This is a genomic window from Microbulbifer donghaiensis (assembly GCF_900129095.1).
Classification (GTDB): domain Bacteria; phylum Pseudomonadota; class Gammaproteobacteria; order Pseudomonadales; family Cellvibrionaceae; genus Microbulbifer; species Microbulbifer donghaiensis.
Genome location: NZ_FQVA01000006.1, coordinates 64751 through 83737, shown reverse-complemented (window position 1 = coordinate 83737; position 18987 = coordinate 64751). Strand labels below are relative to the sequence as shown.

The 18987-nt window shown below is 59.4% G+C and carries 15 protein-coding genes; 4 read left to right on the top strand and 11 right to left on the bottom strand.

The features are described from left to right. The first annotated feature begins 45 nt into the window (after positions 1–45). Positions 46–2259: an ATP-dependent helicase gene (locus tag BUC36_RS16115; protein ID WP_073277083.1), complete on the top strand. Its 2214-nt coding sequence runs from the start codon at positions 46–48 to the stop codon at positions 2257–2259. Between the two features lie 40 nt (positions 2260–2299). On the opposite strand, the gene BUC36_RS16110 is transcribed toward BUC36_RS16115, so the two are convergent. The 7 genes from BUC36_RS16110 to BUC36_RS16080 all read right to left on the bottom strand — a co-directional run bounded on the left by BUC36_RS16110 (position 2300) and on the right by BUC36_RS16080 (position 9939). Continuing rightward, positions 2300–2992: a DUF4919 domain-containing protein gene (locus BUC36_RS16110; protein WP_084536171.1), complete on the bottom strand. Its 693-nt coding sequence runs from the start codon at positions 2990–2992 to the stop codon at positions 2300–2302. Further along, entirely contained in the window at positions 2973–4238 is a 1266-nt protein-coding gene (locus BUC36_RS16105; RefSeq protein ID WP_234995034.1) for a patatin-like phospholipase family protein, read from the bottom strand. The genes BUC36_RS16110 and BUC36_RS16105 overlap by 20 nt, the downstream gene beginning before the upstream one ends. A 188-nt stretch (positions 4239–4426) precedes the next feature. Continuing rightward, positions 4427–5428: a YhdH/YhfP family quinone oxidoreductase gene (locus BUC36_RS16100; protein WP_073277080.1), complete on the bottom strand. Its 1002-nt coding sequence runs from the start codon at positions 5426–5428 to the stop codon at positions 4427–4429. A 57-nt stretch (positions 5429–5485) separates the two neighbouring features. Further along, positions 5486–6670, bottom strand: coding sequence for a protease SohB (sohB, locus tag BUC36_RS16095; RefSeq protein ID WP_073277079.1), 1185 nt, complete (start codon positions 6668–6670; stop codon positions 5486–5488). Positions 6671–6714: 44 nt separating this feature from the next. Then, positions 6715–7365, bottom strand: coding sequence for a cation/multidrug efflux pump (locus BUC36_RS16090; protein ID WP_073277078.1), 651 nt, complete (start codon positions 7363–7365; stop codon positions 6715–6717). Between the two features lie 47 nt (positions 7366–7412). Beyond that, complete coding sequence (gene nudC / locus BUC36_RS16085) at positions 7413–8228, bottom strand: NAD(+) diphosphatase (protein ID WP_073277077.1); 816 nt, start codon at positions 8226–8228, stop codon at positions 7413–7415. A gap of 13 nt (positions 8229–8241) precedes the next feature. Then, positions 8242–9939, bottom strand: a complete 1698-nt coding sequence (locus BUC36_RS16080; RefSeq protein WP_073277075.1) for a FimL-related protein — start codon at positions 9937–9939, stop codon at positions 8242–8244. A 375-nt stretch (positions 9940–10314) separates the two neighbouring features. On the opposite strand from BUC36_RS16080, the gene nhaB reads away from it, so the two are divergent. Next, a complete protein-coding gene (gene nhaB / locus BUC36_RS16075; RefSeq protein WP_073277073.1) occupies positions 10315–11847 on the top strand; it encodes a sodium/proton antiporter NhaB in 1533 nt (510 codons plus the stop codon). A 146-nt stretch (positions 11848–11993) separates the two neighbouring features. Here the strand turns inward: nhaB and dnaQ are convergent, their stop codons facing one another. Genes dnaQ through BUC36_RS16060 form a run of 3 tightly spaced genes read right to left on the bottom strand, consistent with a single transcriptional unit; the run spans position 11994 to position 14020 of the window. Next, the gene (dnaQ, locus tag BUC36_RS16070) at positions 11994–12725 is read right to left on the bottom strand and encodes a DNA polymerase III subunit epsilon (RefSeq protein ID WP_073277071.1); all 732 of its coding nucleotides are present in this window, start codon (positions 12723–12725) and stop codon (positions 11994–11996) included. Between the two features lie 14 nt (positions 12726–12739). Beyond that, positions 12740–13177 (bottom strand): ribonuclease HI, encoded by a 438-nt coding sequence (gene rnhA / locus BUC36_RS16065; RefSeq protein WP_073277069.1) that lies wholly within the window; start codon positions 13175–13177, stop codon positions 12740–12742. A 54-nt stretch (positions 13178–13231) separates the two neighbouring features. Next, positions 13232–14020: a class I SAM-dependent methyltransferase gene (locus tag BUC36_RS16060; RefSeq protein WP_073277067.1), complete on the bottom strand. Its 789-nt coding sequence runs from the start codon at positions 14018–14020 to the stop codon at positions 13232–13234. Between the two features lie 138 nt (positions 14021–14158). On the opposite strand from BUC36_RS16060, the gene gloB reads away from it, so the two are divergent. Further along, a complete protein-coding gene (gene gloB / locus BUC36_RS16055; RefSeq protein WP_327049695.1) occupies positions 14159–15055 on the top strand; it encodes a hydroxyacylglutathione hydrolase in 897 nt (298 codons plus the stop codon). 200 nt (positions 15056–15255) lie between these two features. Next, positions 15256–16812 carry a LysM peptidoglycan-binding domain-containing protein gene (locus BUC36_RS16050; RefSeq protein ID WP_073277063.1) on the top strand — a complete coding sequence of 519 codons (1557 nt, stop codon included), beginning with the start codon at positions 15256–15258 and terminating at the stop codon, positions 16810–16812. A gap of 77 nt (positions 16813–16889) precedes the next feature. On the opposite strand, the gene BUC36_RS16045 is transcribed toward BUC36_RS16050, so the two are convergent. Beyond that, on the bottom strand, positions 16890–18767 hold the full coding sequence (locus tag BUC36_RS16045) for a SurA N-terminal domain-containing protein (RefSeq protein ID WP_073277061.1): 1878 nt from the start codon (positions 18765–18767) through the stop codon (positions 16890–16892). Positions 18768–18987: the final 220 nt, after the last annotated feature.

The window sequence follows — 18987 nt, the reverse complement described above, 5'->3', positions numbered from 1 at the left end:
CGCCCTATACTGGCAAAATATCCAGTATTTGAACGGTCCCCCTGAATGCACCCGCCCGAACTCACGGAAGAACAACAGGCCATTGCCGACCACGCCGGCGGCCACGCCAAAATTATCGCCGTGGCCGGCTCCGGCAAAACCACCGCGCTGCTGCACTATGTCCGCAACCGGCTCGATGCGGGCACGGCGGCGGAGCGGATGCTGGTGCTGATGTACAACCGCAGCGCACGGGAGGATTTCGACCGCCGCCTGCGGCAACTGCTCGACGGCCCGGCTCCGGCCGTACACACCTTCCACAGCCTCGGCTACCGCCTTTACCAGCGCATGATCGCCAACCGGCATATAGCGCCGGCCAATCTGACGCCCCTGCCCCAGTCCACCGTACAGCTGCAGATCTGGAAAGCGATCGAGGAATGTGCTCCGCCCTACGAGCTCGAGGATATCCGCGCGCGCAAGCAGTCGGAAATTGAAGCCGCGGAATACTTTATCGACTACACCAAGACAATCCTGACCGGCGACCTCAGTGCCTTTCAGGAACTGAAGCTCGGTGACGAATACCTATATTTTCTGAAGGTGTTCCGCACCTTCGAAGACTGGCGTCGCAGCCAGAATGCGGTGACCTATGCCGACCTGATCTACGACCCGGCCATACTGCTCAGCCTGGAGCCCGGCATTGCCGAACAGTATGGCAGTTACTATGCCGACATCCTCGTAGACGAGTACCAGGATATCAACGAGGTACAGCATTTTTTACTGCGTGTGCTCTATGGAAAATCCGGCAACGTGATTGCCATCGGCGATCCGGATCAGACCATCTACGAGTGGCGCGGCTCCAAGCCGGATTTTCTGCTGAAATTTTTTGACGGCGATTTTCCGCCGTCCAATGTCTATCAATTGAGCCGCACCTTTCGTTATGGCCACCAGCTGTCCCTGGCCGCCAACCACTTTATCGGCAACAACCGCGAGCGCGCGGATATTTTCTGTGTGTCTGCCAACGGGGAACAGCCGACGGAGATCGAGCTGGTACACTCCGAGAAAGAGACCCGCTGGCTGGTGGATTATCTGCGCCGCTGCCAGAAGCGGGGGCGGCCGCTGGATCAGATTGCGGTACTGGTGCGCCTTTGGTCCGTGGCCGCACCGATTGAACTGGCACTGTTGGCCAGCAATATCCCCTACCGCTCTGGCAACCGCAATACGGTACTCTCGCGACGCGAACTGCGACCGCTGTTCTGGAGCCTGAACATCGCTTCCGGCCGCTTTGCCGAGCTGCCGGCGAAACGCCGCGAGCAGGGATTCTACGAATGGCTGACCGCACCCCATATCCGTATTCCGCGCAAGGTCCTGCAACCGTTGTGTGCGCAGCTGGCCGCGTACGGGGGCAACTGGGGCAAGCAACTGCTGGGGTTGATTCCGGAGTCGCTGAGCAAGGCGCAACTGAAACGGCTGAAACAGCGCGCCGAACTGCTGACAGAAATGGAGCAGTGGCGAGGTCTGGCCGGCGAGCTGTTGCGCCGCCAGCTGGGGGAACTGGACTATCTTACCGGTATCGGCGAGGACAGTTTTACCCGCCAGCAGGGCGAGGAGCGCCAGCAGACGATCCTGGCCTTCTGCCAGTATCTGGACAGCCTCAAGCAGTCGCCGGCAGCGGCGCTGGCCCACCTGCAGGAACTGCAACGCCAGCATCGTGAGGGAGAACAGACAGAGGCGGACGCGGTACAGATCACCACCATGCACCAGGCCAAGGGACTGGAATGGGACCAGGTCGTTATCCCGTCGCTGACGCAGCACAATATGCCCTACCAACCACAACGGGACTTCACCACACCCGCATCACTCGAGAGCGAACGGCGCCTGATGTATGTGGCCATGACCCGCGCCCGCCACAAGCTCTATTTACTCGCTCCACCTGCGCTCCGGGAGGCCGGCGCCGAGCAACAGCCGTCGCTATTTATCGATGAGATGCAGCTGCCGCTGTGCAAGCTGTTCGCCGACGCACTGCAACAGCGCCCGGCGAACATAAGCAGCTCCGTGCCAATTTCCCGCCAGGCACTGCGCTATCTGGAGGCCTGTGACTACAACCCGGAGATCAGCGGCCCGCGCATGCCCATGCGCAAACCGGCGCTGGGCGAAGGAATACGCCACCGCAAACTCGGTTACGGCCGCGTTATCAAGTGGGAAGACGAAAGGTTGGAAATTCTGTTCAGCGACCGCAAGACACGGCGCTTCGACTGGGAAAAGTTAGCCCAGCACCTGATGTAGTTCAGCAACACATCAGGGCCGCTTCCATCTGCCGCGGAAATTACTCCGCGGCGCCATCCATACCGTGCACGAACTGCTGGCTGACATTGAAAAACAGCGAATACTCATCGCCGGACTCCGGGTCGCGCACCTGCATCTTGTCATAGATGCCCTGTTGGTCATAAACAATGGATTGGTCCAGTACCTGCAAGCCCTTGAGGCGGACGAAGCCGCGCAATTCCGAAGTGCTTATCGTGCGGTAGGCACTGTTCTGACTCCTGCCATCGCCACTGCTTTCGATGGACTCCATCAGCCCTTCGACCATATAGCGGTGCTTGTCTTCCCGGTCCAGGTTGGCACTGCGGCCACTGCAGAGAACGCCGATCATATGGGCTTCCAAACTCATATAGTTGGAGGCCAGTACCTCGTCCACATGCTTCAGACACTCCCCGAATTGGGCGCTTTCCACCGAGCGGTAGGCTTCGGGCAATCCGGCCAGCTTAACTCCGCCGTAGGGGTTGTATTCCGACGACTCGACGTAGGCCTGCCGCAACGCATCAAAATCGAGGGTGAACGAAAGCTGCTGCGCTTCCGCCAACAGACGCCGGTACTCGCTCACTTCCGCCTGGCGCAACTGGGGGCCGGCCTGCTGTTGGTCGACCGTCCGGCTGGTGGAGGCGCTGCAGGCCGCCAGCACGGCAGACAGACCCATGATTACCGCGGTGCAAAATTTCTTATGACTGAGGGTTGCCATTCGCTGCTTCCGATACCGGTTTAACTCTGATGCCGAAAAGGCCTTTGCGCTCGGCCTCCTCGGGCACGACCTGCGGCTGTAAAAAAGCGCGCAGCTTATCTCGCTCCCACATGGCATCCTGGTAACCAAGTTCGACCAGTTCGCCGATAAAAGGTTTCTCGAACAGAAGGTAACTCGCCGCCGAGGCACCGCCACCGGATGTCGTCGCCCCGGTCGAGCGAAACAGCCAGCGCAGTGCCGGCGGCAGGTAACGCACCTTGCGCCCGGCGAGACGATCCAGGCTCTGCGACGGCTCGATCACCGCCGATTCCACCGGGCGCAGCGGCGCCAGGTCGGCCAGGTGCTTACTGTCCACCGAATCCAGCAGCAGGTTGACCCGATCCAGGTGTTCCAGGTCACCCTCGAGGCTGTCGATAAAGGCCGCGTTGAACAGCTGGCCGGCAATCTGTGCCATCGACGGTGAGTGCCGCGGCGGCTTGGTACGGGTCTTGCCCCAGTGTACCGGCGAACGGTTGTCGGACACACCGACCACGAATACCCGGTTGGCGCCCAGGTGTAGCGCCGGACTGATTGGCGCCAGCTGGCGTACTGCGCCATCTCCAAAATAGTCGTTGCCAATCTTGACGGTGGAAAACAGGGTGGGAATGGCCGCCGACGCCATCAAGTGGTCTACGGTCAGTTGAGTGCGCACACCGTAGCGACGGAAACGCCGCCACTCGTTCAGATTCTCTGCGCCCTGAAAAAAACTGACCGATTCGCCCTCGCTGTAGGACAGTGCGTTGACACAGACCGCGCGCAGATGGCCGGCGTCAATGTTCTTCTGCACATTGCCAAAATGGACAACCTCTTCCACCAGCTCCCGCAAGGGCGTGTTATCCAGCAGCGCCAGCGGCCGCTGGCGCCCCACCCCCTGATTGAACAGCGAGCGGGTGATCGAGAACATGTTGCCGAACAGGCTGCGCCAGCTGCTGCAGTAGATCTGGTCCACGGTCAGCTGCAGCCACAGTGCGCACAGTCGCTCGACCGCCTCCTTGAAAGTGCCCGGATATGAAGCGAGCAACAACGCATTGACCGCGCCGGCGGAGGTACCACAGATAATTTGAAAGGGATGCGGACTGCTCTCCGGCGTCAATTCGGCCAGGGCCTTCAACACGCCGGCCTGGTAGGCCGCGCGGGCGCCACCACCAGACAATACCAGGGCACTGGCCTGGTGAGTGAGCTTTGGAATTTCGTTATTTTCGGTCAATTTGTTCTACCAGTAGCGATAAAACGCTGACATCGATACCACCAATCAGGTCACTGTGAAACCTGAATCCGGCCGATCGCGCCGCCGGGGCTATTAGCATAGCAGCCGCACTCCCGACGAGAAGATGACCCGGCCGGGAAACCGGTCACAAATTTCGCAGAGTGCCGCTGCGCCATCGCGGTCGGCAGTCAAAGCGCCATATCCACCACGTAGCGCCCAATGCCGTGACCACGATGCAGGCGCGCCAGAAACTCCGGCGCCTGTTCCAGGGAAATATCCTCGGCGATACGGTCCAGCTGCTCACCGATGTACCATTCGCCGGCGAGCTTGTCCCACACCGCCGCCTTCTTCTCCAGCGCCAACTCGACACTGTCGACACCCAGCAAGCTGATACCACGCAGAATAAACGGAAACACATTGGCCTGGAACTGGGCGCCGGAGGCCATGCCACAGGCGGCGACACCGCCACCGTAGGACAGGGACTTGATCACATTGAACAATGTCTCCCCCCCAACCGTGTCCACCGCCCAGGCCCACAGGGGCTTGGCCATCGCCTTGCTGGCAAATGGCGCCAGGGTCTCACGGTCGATCACTTTCCAGGCCCCGAGGGCGGTCAGGAAATCCGCCGACTCCAGCTTGCCGGTCACCGCCGCCACGCGAAAGCCGAGTTTGGCCAGCAGGGCCACCGCGATGGAACCAACACCGCCGGTAGCTCCGGTTACCAACACCTCGCCGTCACCCGGTTTGGCTCCAGCCTCCAGGAGCTTCTCGACACAGAGGCCAGCAGTAAGGCCGGCGGTGCCGAGTATCATGGACTCCCGTGCGGTCAATCCCACCGGCAACGGCAGCGCCCAGCCGGCCGGAATCGCCACACGCTCGGCCAGGCCACCGGGTGTATTCATGCCGAGATCGTAACCGGTGACGAGCAACATGGTGCCGGGCGCAAAAGTGCCACTCTTGTCGCTCAGCACCTCGCCCACGGCATCGATACCGGGTGTATGGGGATACTCGCGAGTGATGGCTCGATTGCCAAACGCGGACAGCGCATCCTTGAAATTCAGGGAGGAGTGGGACACGGCAAGCAGCAGCGGGTTATCCGGCAAATCCCGCACATGGCGGCGGATCACCTGCTGGTCGTATTTGCCGGCAGCTACCTCTTCCACCCAGATAGCGCGAAAGGTTTCATCCATGCGTTACTCTCCTTGCGGGGGTAGCAGCGATACCCCGTGGGCATCGCAGTGTCTCGCTTACTGCGCCTGGTGGCGCCAGGCGGACAGCCGTGTGAACAAGCGCATCAGCGCGGATTCCACGCCCGACTGGGCGGCGAGGCCCATCTTCTTGGCAATGTTCTTTTTCTCTTTGTATTCGACCTGGTAAAGGTCCGCATTCGCCGCACAATGGGTCAGGTATTCGTCGGAGGTCTTCAGTTCGTCTACGAGACCGAGATCCAGTGCGCGCTGGCCGAACCAGACCTCGCCGGTTGCCACCTTGGCAATATCCAGCTTCGGCCGGTACTCAGCCACGAAATGCTGGAAAAGCGCGTGAATTTCATCCAGGTCACTCTGGAATTTTTCCCGCCCCTCGGCGGTATTCTCGCCGAACATGGTTACGGTGCGCTTGTACTCGCCGGCGGTGAACAGCTCGAAATCCACATCGTGACGCTTGAGCAGGCGATTGAAATTGGGCAACTGCGCCAGCACACCAATGGAGCCGAGCATGGCGAAGGGTGCGGCGAGAATACGGTCTGCAACACAGGCCATCATATAACCGCCACTGGCGGCTACCTTGTCGACGGCAATCGTCAGCTGAATACCGGCACCCCGCACCCGCGCCAGCTGGCTCGCTGCCAGGCCGTAGTTGGCCACCATGCCGCCCGGGCTCTCCAGGCACACGACCACTTCATCGCCCGGCTCGGCCACCTGCAGGACAGCGGTCACCTCTTCACGCAACTGTGACAGTGCACTGGCCTTGATATCGCCATCAAAATGCATCACGAAGATGCGTTTGCGCTCGCCTTCCGGCTTTTGCGTGATAACGGCGGGAGAGTGCTGCTCACCCGCCTCGGCGTCGGCCTCGCCCTGTTCGGGCAGCGGCGTTTCCGTGCTCTCCAGGCCGGCGTGCTGTACCTTCTCGCGCGGCTTTTTCTTCAGCTCCGACTTGTGCTTCTTGGCCAGCGCTTTTTCTTCAGCTTTCTTTTCCTTGGCGATCTGTTTCCTGCGCCGGGAAAATTCGTGCTTGTCCATGACCGCCTCGAGCAACCTCTCCTTGAACTGCTCGTAACGATCGTTGAGGCGAGTGACACTGATATGTCCCTGAACGCGTTCTTTCAGATGCTCGCGGTTGGCAACAACAAATCCGACAACGACCAGCAGGGCCACAACAATAGTCACGACTTTGGCCAGAAACAGGCCGTATTCACTGAGAAATTCCACTAATACTCCAGATTGCTACCGTGCAAAAATCGATTGTCCATTTTTTACTGCCACTCATTCAGCGCGGAAGTCGCCTGCTTGTTGAGTGGCCGCGCCAACAGGCCCGTGTGACTGATACGCACTTCGTAAACGGCACCATCCTCCATCGGCAGGAAAGTAGCACTGCCGTAAACCGCATCAACGAAGGAAAGTTTCTTATCGAATCCACGCAGTGACTGCCAGACATCCACACCGTAATTACTGCCAATCAGCTGGTGCACCGAACGCTCCTTGGAGCGCTCGTCCTGCAGGGTAAGGTAGCGGCCACTGAGACGATCCAGGCGGTAGGCCGGCTGAATTCCCCAGCGCGCCAGCGGTCCTTTCCACTTCAGCATGCGGGCGTCAAGCTGCCACTGATCCCCGTGCAATTCGAAGCTCTGCGCCAAGCCGTCCGCATCGGAAAATTTGGCCTCGAAATACTGGTCTCCGAGCCTCTTGAAAGACACGGTGCCAACGCTGTGCTCCTCGGCGAGGTTTCGATAGCTGTACACGTCCGCCGCCACCAATACGATCAACAGTGCCCCACCGAGCAAGATCAGCCCGATGGTGCCGCGGACGAAACCCAAAACCCAGCTGCCACCCAGCAGTACTCTACCGCCCCAGAAGACCAGCAGCAGGGCCAGTATTGCAATCAGGAAAGTAATGGCGATATACATTTTCTATCGAGCTCCGTATATTTACAGCGGTCGAAATCTTCAACGGCCTAGCAGCGAGCCCTGCGCGCCGCCAGTTCTGCGAATTTGCGAATCAGCTGTCCCGACAGTGTCTGCTGCGGCGGAATCTCCGGCAGGTCACTGTAGTGAAACCAGGCAGCCTCGGCGATTTCCTCGCGGTCGGGCGCCAGGTCTCCACCGGCCCACTCCGCCAGGTAACCCAGCATCAGCTGCCCCGGAAACGGCCAGGACTGGCTGCCGATATAGCGTGCCTCACCGACCTCCAGCCCCACCTCCTCGCGCACTTCGCGCGCGAGGGCCTGTTCCGCATTTTCTCCCGGCTCGATAAATCCGGCCAATGCGGTGTACATGGCATGGCGATGGTGGGTGTGCCGCGCCAGCAGGCACTCGTCGCCGCGCGTGACCAACATGATGACACAGGGGGAAATGCGTGGATATACCGTGAAGTGACAGGAGGGACAGACCCGGGCACGGTCGCTGGGGTGCTGTTCCGTGGCACAGCCGCAGCGGCCGCAGAAACGGTGCTCGCTGTCCCAGTTGACCACCTGCGTGGCGCGCCCGGCCAAAGCAAAGAGCGGCTCTTCCACGCTCACCAACAGGCTGCGCAAACTGCGCCATTCGCAACCCGGCACATCCACCGGCTGCGAGAGCTGGTGTACGCCACAAGGGCGACCGTCCAGTTCCCCCAGATAGTGACTGCTGCTGATCAGCCCGGCAATCACCACTTCTCCGCCGTGCAGAAACTGCTCGCCTCGACAGAGCAATAGTCCATCTGCGATCAGAATATGGCAGGCGAAGTCCGGCGCGGGCCGCGCGCTGGCGGCTGGTACGAAGATATGTGTCAAGGCAGCCTCCCGCTCAAGCCACCTCAACGGGGTAACCGAGGGCTTCGAGACTTTCGACGGCCAGATTCAGCGACTGTATGTCCGCCTTGCGATGCAGCTTCACCTCGCCGAGGTAATACTCGAGGCTGATGATCGCATCGGCAAAGATATCCAGGGACTGTTCGACGGCCGGGGCCGAATCGTGGTGCTCCATAACGGTCTCCACAAAATCGACCAATCGCTCCACGACCGCGGCCGCACGGCGCAGGTTGAGCACGATAAGCCCACCGCGTACAGAGTTGAGCGTAGTGGCGACATTGCGGATGTGGCCGTGATCGAATCCCGAATCGGCATAAGAAGCCAGGGCGCGCTTTATCAGCGACAGACCCGCTTCAGCTTCCTTCAGTACCGCAACCTCTGCCTCCGCGAGCTGACTGTGCTCCAGAGCGACGTCCGCGTGCCCGAATTCGTCCAGGTCGATGGACGAACTCTGGCGCAGCGCGCGAATGGTGCTGTCCACCATCAGGACCTGACCCGTCAGCTTTTGCAGCGCGGCGTCCGCCACAGAGCCACCGGCCCCGGCAGCGGTTCGATACTCCTGCACGGCGCCGCGCAGTCCCTCGCCGACCCGCTTGAAATTCAGTAACTGCAGGGTACTGGCAACCCGCTGCAGGGTTCCCAGCAGGCCATCCTCTTCATCCAGGCCGGAGGCGCCGATCAGTTCGACATCGTCCAGCATGCGGCGCACACCGGACAATTCCTCATCCAGGGCCCCCGCCACAGCGTTGATGGCGGTCGCACCCGGCCCGCCCAGGCTGGCTCGTTCACGTTCGAGCTCCGCCTCGCTGTAGCCGAGAGGACGCACGGAGAAGGCCTCCAACAGCTTGGTGCCGTGACCCGCGGGTGAAGACAGGGCGAGCCAGTAGAGGCACTCCTTCAGCAACACTGGCGGTGCCGGCTGATCCAGAGCCGCATCGCCGTCTTTCTGCAGCGCACGCAACCGCCGGTCGAACATGCTGAACACCATGACCCGCGAGCGATTGACCTGCATCTCCGCTGAGGCCATTCCGCCGAGTGCGGCACCGGCCACGGCCCACAGCCGGCCATTTGGTCGCCCGGCGGAGACACTGGCGACGCGCTGCAGTGCCCGCGCCATCATCGTGTAGGCGGGCTTGCTCGGTTTACCCTTCAACAGGGCCAACAGTCCCACCTGATACATATGACGGAAGCGGCGGACAAAATTCCGCAGATCCTCGGACATGACCGCCGCAGAAACTGCCCCGGGGACACTCGCATCGAGACGGCAGCGGAAGAAATGGCTTTCCGGCACCGGTGCCTGCGAGCGCGCCGCACGCAGGGTATTGATGTAGGGAATCAGTAATTCGGGACGGGCCGTGCCTCGGTTCTGAACGAAGTCGAGATAACGGGTCAGTACGTAGAAGCCGGACCCCAAGCCCTCCATCAGGTCAATGGTGGCTTCCTGGCGCCCCTGCTGCAGATCCGCAAGCGCGCTCAGCATCTCCTGGGCCAACAAATCCCCGGCGTGGAGCTGAACCATCTGCAGCACGCCGCTGACCTGGCGCAGCGCGGCGAGGCACTGCTCCAGGGCCTGCTGGTTGTTGTTGTCTGCTGCAAACTGGTCGAGATAGGCTGCGGCGCCGTCTATGGCGACTACCAGCTCATCCTTGACCACATTGACAGAAGTTATATTGATATCGCGCAATTCAGTCACTGACTACACCGCTGCACTCTTATATTCACTGTACAAAACTCGACCAACCGCAATGAATCGGGTTAGTAGACGGCAATTTATACCAAACCCGCCAAGAGTCCACCTTTCCACAGCCAAATTCCATCGAACAATCGACAATTCTGCCGGGAGAAGTTGAATATTGGTCAAACCACTTGAATTTTGCCGCAACGCTGAGTAGCGTTTGCTTCGGCGAAACCAGCCGTTCGAACTGATAATAAGTGTGGCAAGGCCAGCGCTGCGCCAGATTCTAAGGCTCCGCCAGCCGGCCTCCTGCAATACGGTGCCGCGGGAACCAGAGGGCCAGTCTGCGCCCCGAAACCGCTACAACCTGACGGTTAACCAAGGAAGTAATTAATGAATACTTACAATAACGCGCTCACGGCTTCCGGCAGCGGTTTTGGCCGCGCCTTTACCGACAACTTCCTGGGGGAGGCGCCGGACTGGTACAAACTGGCCATAGCTGCGTTTTTGATCATCAACCCACTGCTGCTCTACGTCAGCGGCCCCTTCATCACCGGCTGGGTATTGATCGCTGAGTTTATTTTCACCCTCGCCATGGCACTCAAGTGCTACCCGCTCCAGCCCGGCGGCCTGCTGGCCATCGAGGCGGTGCTGATGGGCATGACCAGTACAGATGCCGTCTATCACGAAGTAGTGGAAAACATCGAGGTAATCCTGCTACTGATGTTCATGGTGGCAGGCATCTACTTTATGAAAAGCCTGTTGCTTTTCGTTTTCACCAAAATTCTGATCAACGTAAATTCCAAGACGCTACTGTCGTTACTTTTCTGTGCCGTCTCGGCGGTTCTGTCGGCGTTTCTCGACGCCCTTACGGTGACCGCAGTATTGATCGCGGTTGCCGTGGGTTTCTACTCCGTCTACCACCGGGTAGCCTCCAACCAGCCGCACCACCACGACCACGACCATTCCAGCGACGAGCATGTTGTGGAGTACCACCGCGAGGACCTCGACCAGTTCCGGGCCTATTTGCGCAGCCTGATCATGCACGGCGCCGTCGGCACAGCACTGGGCGGGGTATGCACCTTGGTGGGTGAACCACAAAACCTGCTGATTGCGGAAAAAGCGGGATGGGAATTCGTACAGTTTTTCCTGAACATGGCTCCCGTGACCATACCTACACTCTTTGCCGGCCTGCTGACCTGCATGTTGCTGGAGAAAACCAGGATGTTTGGTTACGGCGCCAAGCTGCCCAGCGCCGTGCGCGAAGTACTGGTGAATTTCTCACAGGAAGAAGAGAAGAAACGCACTTCAACTGATGTGGCGGCGCTGTGGATCCAGGGAATCGTGGCCGTATTGCTGGTACTGGCGCTGGCGTTTCACGTCGCCGAGGTGGGTATTATAGGCCTGATGATTATCGTGCTGCTGACATCGTTCAACGGTGTGATTCAGGAAGCCCGTATCGGGCATGCATTTGAAGAAGCCCTACCCTTTACCGCGCTACTGGTAGTTTTCTTTGCCATTGTCGCGGTGATTCACCAGCAGCATCTGTTTGAGCCAGTCACCCGTTTCGTACTGGATCTGGAACCGGAACAGCAGCCGGGCATGCTGTTTCTCGCCAACGGCCTGCTGTCGATGATCAGCGATAATGTATTTGTCGCCACGGTGTACATCAATGAAGTGAAAGCTGCGCTTACCGCCGGCGAAATTACCCGCGAGCACTTCGACGCACTGGCGATTGCGATTAACACCGGCACCAACCTGCCGAGCGTGGCCACACCAAACGGCCAGGCGGCCTTCCTGTTCCTGCTGACTTCGGCGCTAGCACCACTGATCCGCTTGTCTTACGGTCGCATGGTACTGATGGCCCTGCCCTATACCGTGGTACTCAGCATAGTGGCACTCATCTGCGTCATTTACGCGATCTAAACTGAGCGGAGTCGATAGCGGCGGAACAGCTCCAGAGTGGGTTCCGCCTTCGTCGCCGAGCTACTCTGGTGCAGACACTGCTCTGCTGACACCTGCTTCCCGGCAATAACGGCAACTCGATAGGCCGCAGGCAAAACCGGGTAGACTCACCAGAAGTGTTTGCCGGCCGACTTTTCCAGCAATGCCAGCATCGACTGGTGTGCCTCCACCTCTTCTGCGGAAGCCTGTAATACCGTCAAGGGTGCACGATCGGAAGCCAACCTGCGGACAGCACCGGAGGCCGCATCACGCCCCTCAGCGCCACCCTCTTCTGTACCCGATTGCTGCTCACCACCCTGGGCCAGCGCCAGATCCGTCTGGCCGCCGGTCATCATCAGGTAGACATCAGCGAGGATCTCGGCATCCAGCAGTGCGCCGTGCAAATCGCGCTGGGAGTTATCGACAAAGTAGCGCTTACACAGAGCATCCAGGTTGTTCTTCTGCCCCGGATGCTTCTCCCGCGCCAGCGCCAGGGTATCCAATACACCGCAATGCGCCGCCACATTCTGCCAGCGTGGACTGCCGAGCAGTTTCAGTTCCCAATTGATAAAGCCGACATCGAAGGGAGCGTTGTGAATGACGAGCTCTGCCCCCTCACAAAATGTCATGAAATCGTCGGCAACCTGCGCAAAAACCGGCTTGTCGACCAAGAATTCGTTCGTGATGCCGTGCACCTCGATCGCGCCATCATCGACCTCCCGCTCGGGATTGATATATTGGTGGTAATGGCGTCCAGTGAGCTTGCGATTGACCAGCTCGACGCAACCGATCTCAATAATGCGGTGCCCACTTTTCGGGTCCAGGCCCGTGGTCTCGGTATCCAGTACAACCTGACGCATCTACTTCTCCCCCTTCAACCCCTATGTTCATCAATGCCGCGGTTGGCCAGCTGGTCGGCACGCTCATTGCCGGGGTGACCGGCATGACCCTTGACCCAGTGCCAGTGCACCTCGTGACCGGCGATACCGTCGTCCAGCGCGCGCCACAGATCGGCATTTTTCACCGGTTTCTTGTTGGCGGTCTTCCAACCGTTCTTCTTCCAGTTGTTGATCCAGCTGGTAATGCCCTGGCGCAGATACTGGGAATCCGTGTGCAGGTCGACCCGACACGGCTGTTTCAGGGCCTCGAGAGCCCTGATCGCGGCCAGCAGCTCCATGCGATTGTTCGTCGTATGGGTTTCACCGCCAAACAGCTCTTTCTTCACATCGCCGTAGACCAGCAATGCGCCCCAGCCCCCGGGCCCCGGATTACCGCGGCAGGCGCCATCGGTATAAATGGTCACTTGTTTCAAATTGACTACTTTTTAATCACTGCGTGCACTGTCCGCGCCAGCATCACCGGCAAGTCAGCGCTTTTGATGGCGTCCGCGCGCGGCGACGCGCGGACTCGAAGGCACCGCGGTTAGCGCCGGTTTCTGATCACCACGCCAATTGATCTTGATCGTGCGCATACGCGCCACTTCTTTGCGCGCGACTATGATGTAAAAGCCCCCCCAAGGCAACTGCCAGCGGGTGCCGAGCCGCTCCATCCACGCTGTCTTCGCCAGCAGTTCGCGCTGCTGCAAAGGCAGGCGGAAGAAGCCGCGCTCAATGGTGTTGGCCTGCAGGTCCAGCAGGTTCATCCAGTCCGCAACGCGCGCCGCACGCAATTGGTTGCCGCGCTGGTAAGCGCTGCTGGAGAACAGCAGCCGTGATAGCCCCAGCAACGAAAACGGATTGAATCCGATCAGCAACAGGTGCCCCCCGGGTATCAGCACTCGCGCGGCTTCCCGCAATACCTGGTGCGGATGAGAGGCAAAGTCCTGCAGATGGTGAAGCAGGACCACGTCAATAGATTCCGACGGCAATGGCAACTGGCCAAATTCGACCTGCGCGGCGCAGTCCTGCTCACTGCTGGCACTGAGGCGAAACCGATGGTTAATCCGGCTGCAAGCGGCGAAGTCAACGTCGCTGGTGACCCCTGCCTGCATCAAGTGGTAACCGAACATTTTTTCGACCAGCGGCTGTGTCAGCGCCAGTTGCTGGGACAGAATTTCCTGGCCCAGGCCACTGGAGAACCAGTGAGACAGTGCGGCGCAGGATTTTGCCAATGATGGCATTTCTGCGCGATTGTCCGAATTGGATTTCTTCGCCATGGTGTCTCCGACCGTTGCTGGGTCCGTCCGACCGTGTGTGGTGCCATAAACACCCGATTTTAGTGAAATATCACCCGAAGAGACCGATATTTCACCCACAACCCCACCTGAACAATAAAAAACTTAAGAGGCGCCAAATTGCGCGACTCTGTCTCGCTCGCAGCGCGCACCATCACAACGGGCCCACAGGTGATTCAGCGCAAACTACCTTACATGATATCGTTCCAACTTCCAGACCAACGGGCCACTAAAATGCTCTCAATCTCGCCGATTCCAGCCTTCAGCGACAACTATATCTGGCATCTCGAACGAGATGGCGCGCACTGGGTAGTGGACCCGGGCGACGCCAAACCGGTGTTTGAAGCCCTGGGCGACAAACCGCTCGGCGGGATCCTCATTACCCACCACCACCTGGACCACACCGGCGGGATCGCCAAGCTGCGCGAGCGCTACGCCTGTCCAGTTTACGGGCCGGGGACCATTGACGGCGTCACCAACCCGTTGGCGGCGGGTGAGAGCTACGAAATTCTCGGCCTGCCGATGCGGGTCATGGATGTTCCAGGCCATACTCTCGACCACCTGGCACTGGTACTCGAAGAAGGCACCGACAACGGCACACCACAGCTCCACCTATTTTGCGGCGACACCCTCTTCGCCGCCGGCTGCGGTCGTCTCTTTGAAGGCACGCCCGCGCAGATGCACAATTCCCTGGCCAAGCTGAGCGCGCTGCCACCGGAGACCCGCGTGTATTGCGCCCATGAATATACCCTGGCAAACCTGCGTTTTGCCGAGACCGCCGAGCCGGGCAACGCCGCCGTCAAAAGCCGCATCGCGACCAGCCAGGCCCTGCGCGCCGACAATCGCCCCACGCTGCCCTCGACAATTGGCGAAGAATTAGCCACAAATCCATTCCTGCGCTGCCACATTCCCGCGGTGGCCCGACGAGCAGCAAATCACGGCGCCAATGGCGCAAATGGGGACTCCGATGAGGTGGAGGTGTTCGCTAGACTTAGGCGCTGGAAGGACGAATTCTGAAGTACTGGCTCGACCAATAAGGCCCCAATCCGGTGATATTGCCGACAACCTGTGCAAAAACTCGCCGTTTTGATTGACCGAAACTAATTTCACTCTTTAGAATCAGACAATTACGAACGAAAGCTCAGGTGTAGTACAAGATAAACGCGACTGCGTATCCTGAGCCCGGAAACTAAAAGAACGACTCGCGGATACCAAGCATGGTTCACAAGAAATTTGCCGTAGCAGTCCTCGCTGCGGCAGTGGGGGCTTGTGCGCAGATGCCAGACAACAGCATTGCGCCCGAAAAGCACAACCTGCAGGGGGAAGACACCGTCGCGGTGTCTGGCACCAGTACTGACAGCATACAGCCGGCGGAGAAGGCACTACCTCCAGTGGATATCTGGGATCGACTGCGCCGCGGCTTCCGCCTCGACCGCAATGTCGACGCCCCCAAAGTCAAAGACTATATTGCCTATTTTTCGCGCAACGAGGGCTACATGGCCCGCGTGACCGAGCGCTCGCGCCGCTACATCTTCCACGTGGCCGAGGAACTGGAACAGGCCAACCTGCCCCTCGAGCTGGCCCTGCTGCCAATCGTAGAGAGCGCTTACGACCCCTTTGCCTACTCTCATGCCCGCGCGTCCGGAATGTGGCAGTTTATCCCTGCAACGGGACGCTCATTCGGCCTGGAGCAGAACTGGTGGTACGACGGGCGACGCGACGTCGACCAGTCAACCCGTGCGGCCGTCAAGTACTTCACCTACCTGTCGGAACGTTTCGGCGGCGACTGGGAGCTGACGCTCGCAGCCTACAACGCCGGTGAGGGTACAGTGCGCCGGGCCATCGAGCGCAACCGGCGTCGCGGTCTCGGCACCAGCTTCTGGGACCTGAAGCTGCCCCGAGAAACCCAGCGCTATGTCCCGCAACTGCTGGCACTGGCCGAAGTGATATCCCGCCCGGATTACTACCGGATTCCGTTGCACGACGTGGCTAACGAGCCCTACTACGCGTCGGTGGATGTGGGCAGTCAGATTGATTTGTCACAGGCCGCGAGTCTTGCCGATATCGAAATCGAAGAACTCTACCTGCTCAATCCAGGCTTCAATCGTTGGGCCACGGACCCCAACGGCAATCACCGTCTGCTGATTCCGGTGGACAAGCAGGAAGTCTTCGAAACGGGCCTGGCGGAGCTGCCCAAAGAGCAGCGCGTCACCTGGCAGCGCTACAAGATCGCCCGAGGTGATACCCTGTCCACCATCGCCCGTCGCTACGAGACGACCGTGGCGGCAATTCGGGAAGCCAACAAGCTGCGCGGCAACAATATCCGCGCGGGCAAAACACTGTTGATCCCGAGCGCCTCCGGACCGACCGGGCAATACGCCTATGCCGTGGATGAGCGCGTCAAGCGCCGCCAGTCTTCCGGCGATGGGCAAAAAACCAGTTACACCGTCCGCCCCGGCGATACCCTTTGGGGGATTGCACGTAACCTGAAGGTCAGCGTGCGCCAGCTGGCGAGCTGGAACAGTATGGCGGCAGGCGATACGCTGCGCCCCGGACAAACCCTGGTCGCCTACGGTGGTGACAGCGGCAGCGACAGCCGCACAACCCGCAAGGTGTCCTACCGGGTTCGCAACGGCGACTCCCTGTACCGGATCGCCAGCAAATTCAGTATTGAGATCGACGACATTCTGCGCTGGAACAAGCTCAGCAAGTCCAACTATCTGCAGCCCGGCCAACGCCTGACCCTGTTCGTCGATACCACAGCCAGCGGCTAGACAAACAGGACCAGCTTGTCAGCAAAACAAAAAACCCGGCTTATGCCGGGTTTTTTGTTAACTCAAAGAGGCGACAATTACTCTGACTTGCCCATTTTGATATCGGCTTGGCTGGCCAGGTAATTTTGCACTGCCATCAGCTCCGCATTGCCACTCGCCAAAGCCAGTTGCTGCATTACCGCTTCGCGCTGCTCCTTGCTCTGTCGCGCCAGTTGACCCGGACGGACGTCGCGCAGCTTCAATACCACCTGATCACCATCGCTGGTAGCGAAAGTGGCCACCCGATCACCGCGCTCCGGCGCTGCCAGCGCAAAGGCCTGCTCGATGATCTCACCGCGCTCACCGAAACCACCCCGGCGAGTCTTGTCACTGGTCTCCAGTGTCAGTTGCTGCTCCCCTGCCAGCTCGGCAAAGTCACCGCCAGCTTCCAGCTTTGCCTTCAACTCCTGCGCGCGGCTGGCCAACTGGGCACTGGCCTTTTCGCGCTTGATGCGCTCTACAATCTGCTGGCGAACTTCTTCAACAGGATAAGTGCCGGCCGGCTTGTGTTCGGTTACCCGCAGCACCACGGAATGCTCCTCGCTGAGGTTCAACACATCGGAAGTATTGCCGTCCTCTTTTACTTCCGGAGCAAAGGCAGCGGCCACCACTTTGTCATTAGCCGCGATGCCAGTGCCACCCTGGCGGCCGAACAAGCCCGTAGTTTGCAGCGGCACGCCCAACTCTTCGGCGGGGCCTGCGAGGTCGTCGGCGTTATAGGCGAGGTCTGCCAGACGGCCGAGCGCTCCGACAAACTCTCGCTCTGCTTCGGCGTTGCGAAGCTGTGCGGTGATTGCGGCCTTACGCTCTTCGAAAGTCGGAGCCTCGGCGTCCTCGACTTCGAGCAGCTTGATAAAGTGGGTTCCACTTTCAGTGCTTACCGGGCCGGAAACCTGGCCAACCTCGAGAGATGCCAGGGCTGCCTCGAATTCCTCCGGGAAAACATCGCCACTGGTGAAACCGAGGTCACCACCTTCATCGCGGGAACCAATGTCATCGGAGTAGGATTTGGCCAACTCGGCAAAATCCTCACCCGCGTCAAGCTTGGCCTGAACCTCTGCCAGCTTATCTTTATTAGCGTCTTCCAGCAGTATGTGGGCCGCATGGCGACGAATGTCCGCCTCAAAGCTGGCAACTTCCTGTTCGTATTGAGTACGAACGTCCTGCTCTGACACGTCGATATTTGCCGCAAACAACGCCGGCTTCAGTTCGATGTACTGAATAGCAACCTGCTCGGGGCGCTGGAACTGCCCCTGGTTATCCTGGTAGTACTGCTCAACTTCGCTGTCACTGACCGTCATCTGTTCGAGCAGCCCCTGGACCGGCAATATGGCGTAATCGAAGTCGCGTTCTTCCATGGAAACCGCCATAACCTGCTCGGCATCGGCCCGCGTGACAAAAGCGCTGTCGTTAACACTATCGGCATACTGCTGCAGAGTCAGATCCCGCTCCATGATCAGACGGAAATTGGTAGGGCTGTAACCCATCCGGCGCAGTGCATCGCGAAAAACCTGCGGATCAAACTTGCCGTTGATCTGGAAACCGGGAATTTGCACCGTTTCCCTGTCTACGGCCGCAGCGCTCATCACCATGCCGCCGTCCTGAGCCGCCTGCCGCATCACCGAGCTGGTAATCAGTTGCTGCAAAACCGGCTCGCGAAGTTGCTCGTCACTCAACAGTTCTGCGGGGACATTCTCGCCGTACTGGCTCATGATCATGTTGCGACGATTCTGAATCGCGCGCTGTAAATCCAGGTTGCTGATTTTCTCGCCGTTTATTTCGGCTACCGCATCAGCGGAACCTCCACTGGCACCGGTGAAAAAATCAATCCCGCCAATGACCATAATGAAACCGAAAAAGGCCGCAACAATAATTGCCGCAGTGCCTTTCAGGTTATCTCGCATGGACTGAAGCATGCTCAGCTCCGAAAGTTAATTCTAAAAATAATTACCAAATACACAAAATCGCCGGAGCGATTTTGATCAGCTCCAGCTGCCCCGAAGGGGTGAGGGCCACGGATGGCCCGAAACACAAAATCGCCGGGAGCGATTTTAGTCAGCTCCAGCTGCCCCGAAGGGGTGAGGGCCACGGATGGCCCGAAATAAAAAAGGCGCATCCGTAAGATACGCCTCTTCG

What these genes read in the sequence shown, in the direction of transcription:
- BUC36_RS16115 (WP_073277083.1), top strand. Translation starts at nt 46, where the DNA reads ATGCACCCGCCCGAACTCACGGAAGAACAACAGGCCATTGCCGACCAC.
- BUC36_RS16110 (WP_084536171.1), bottom strand. Translation starts at nt 2,992, where the DNA reads ATGGCAACCCTCAGTCATAAGAAATTTTGCACCGCGGTAATCATGGGT.
- BUC36_RS16100 (WP_073277080.1), bottom strand. Translation starts at nt 5,428, where the DNA reads ATGGATGAAACCTTTCGCGCTATCTGGGTGGAAGAGGTAGCTGCCGGC.
- BUC36_RS16090 (WP_073277078.1), bottom strand. Translation starts at nt 7,365, where the DNA reads ATGTATATCGCCATTACTTTCCTGATTGCAATACTGGCCCTGCTGCTG.
- nhaB (WP_073277073.1), top strand. Translation starts at nt 10,315, where the DNA reads ATGAATACTTACAATAACGCGCTCACGGCTTCCGGCAGCGGTTTTGGC.
- dnaQ (WP_073277071.1), bottom strand. Translation starts at nt 12,725, where the DNA reads ATGCGTCAGGTTGTACTGGATACCGAGACCACGGGCCTGGACCCGAAA.
- BUC36_RS16060 (WP_073277067.1), bottom strand. Translation starts at nt 14,020, where the DNA reads ATGGCGAAGAAATCCAATTCGGACAATCGCGCAGAAATGCCATCATTG.
- BUC36_RS16050 (WP_073277063.1), top strand. Translation starts at nt 15,256, where the DNA reads ATGGTTCACAAGAAATTTGCCGTAGCAGTCCTCGCTGCGGCAGTGGGG.
- BUC36_RS16045 (WP_073277061.1), bottom strand. Translation starts at nt 18,767, where the DNA reads ATGCTTCAGTCCATGCGAGATAACCTGAAAGGCACTGCGGCAATTATT.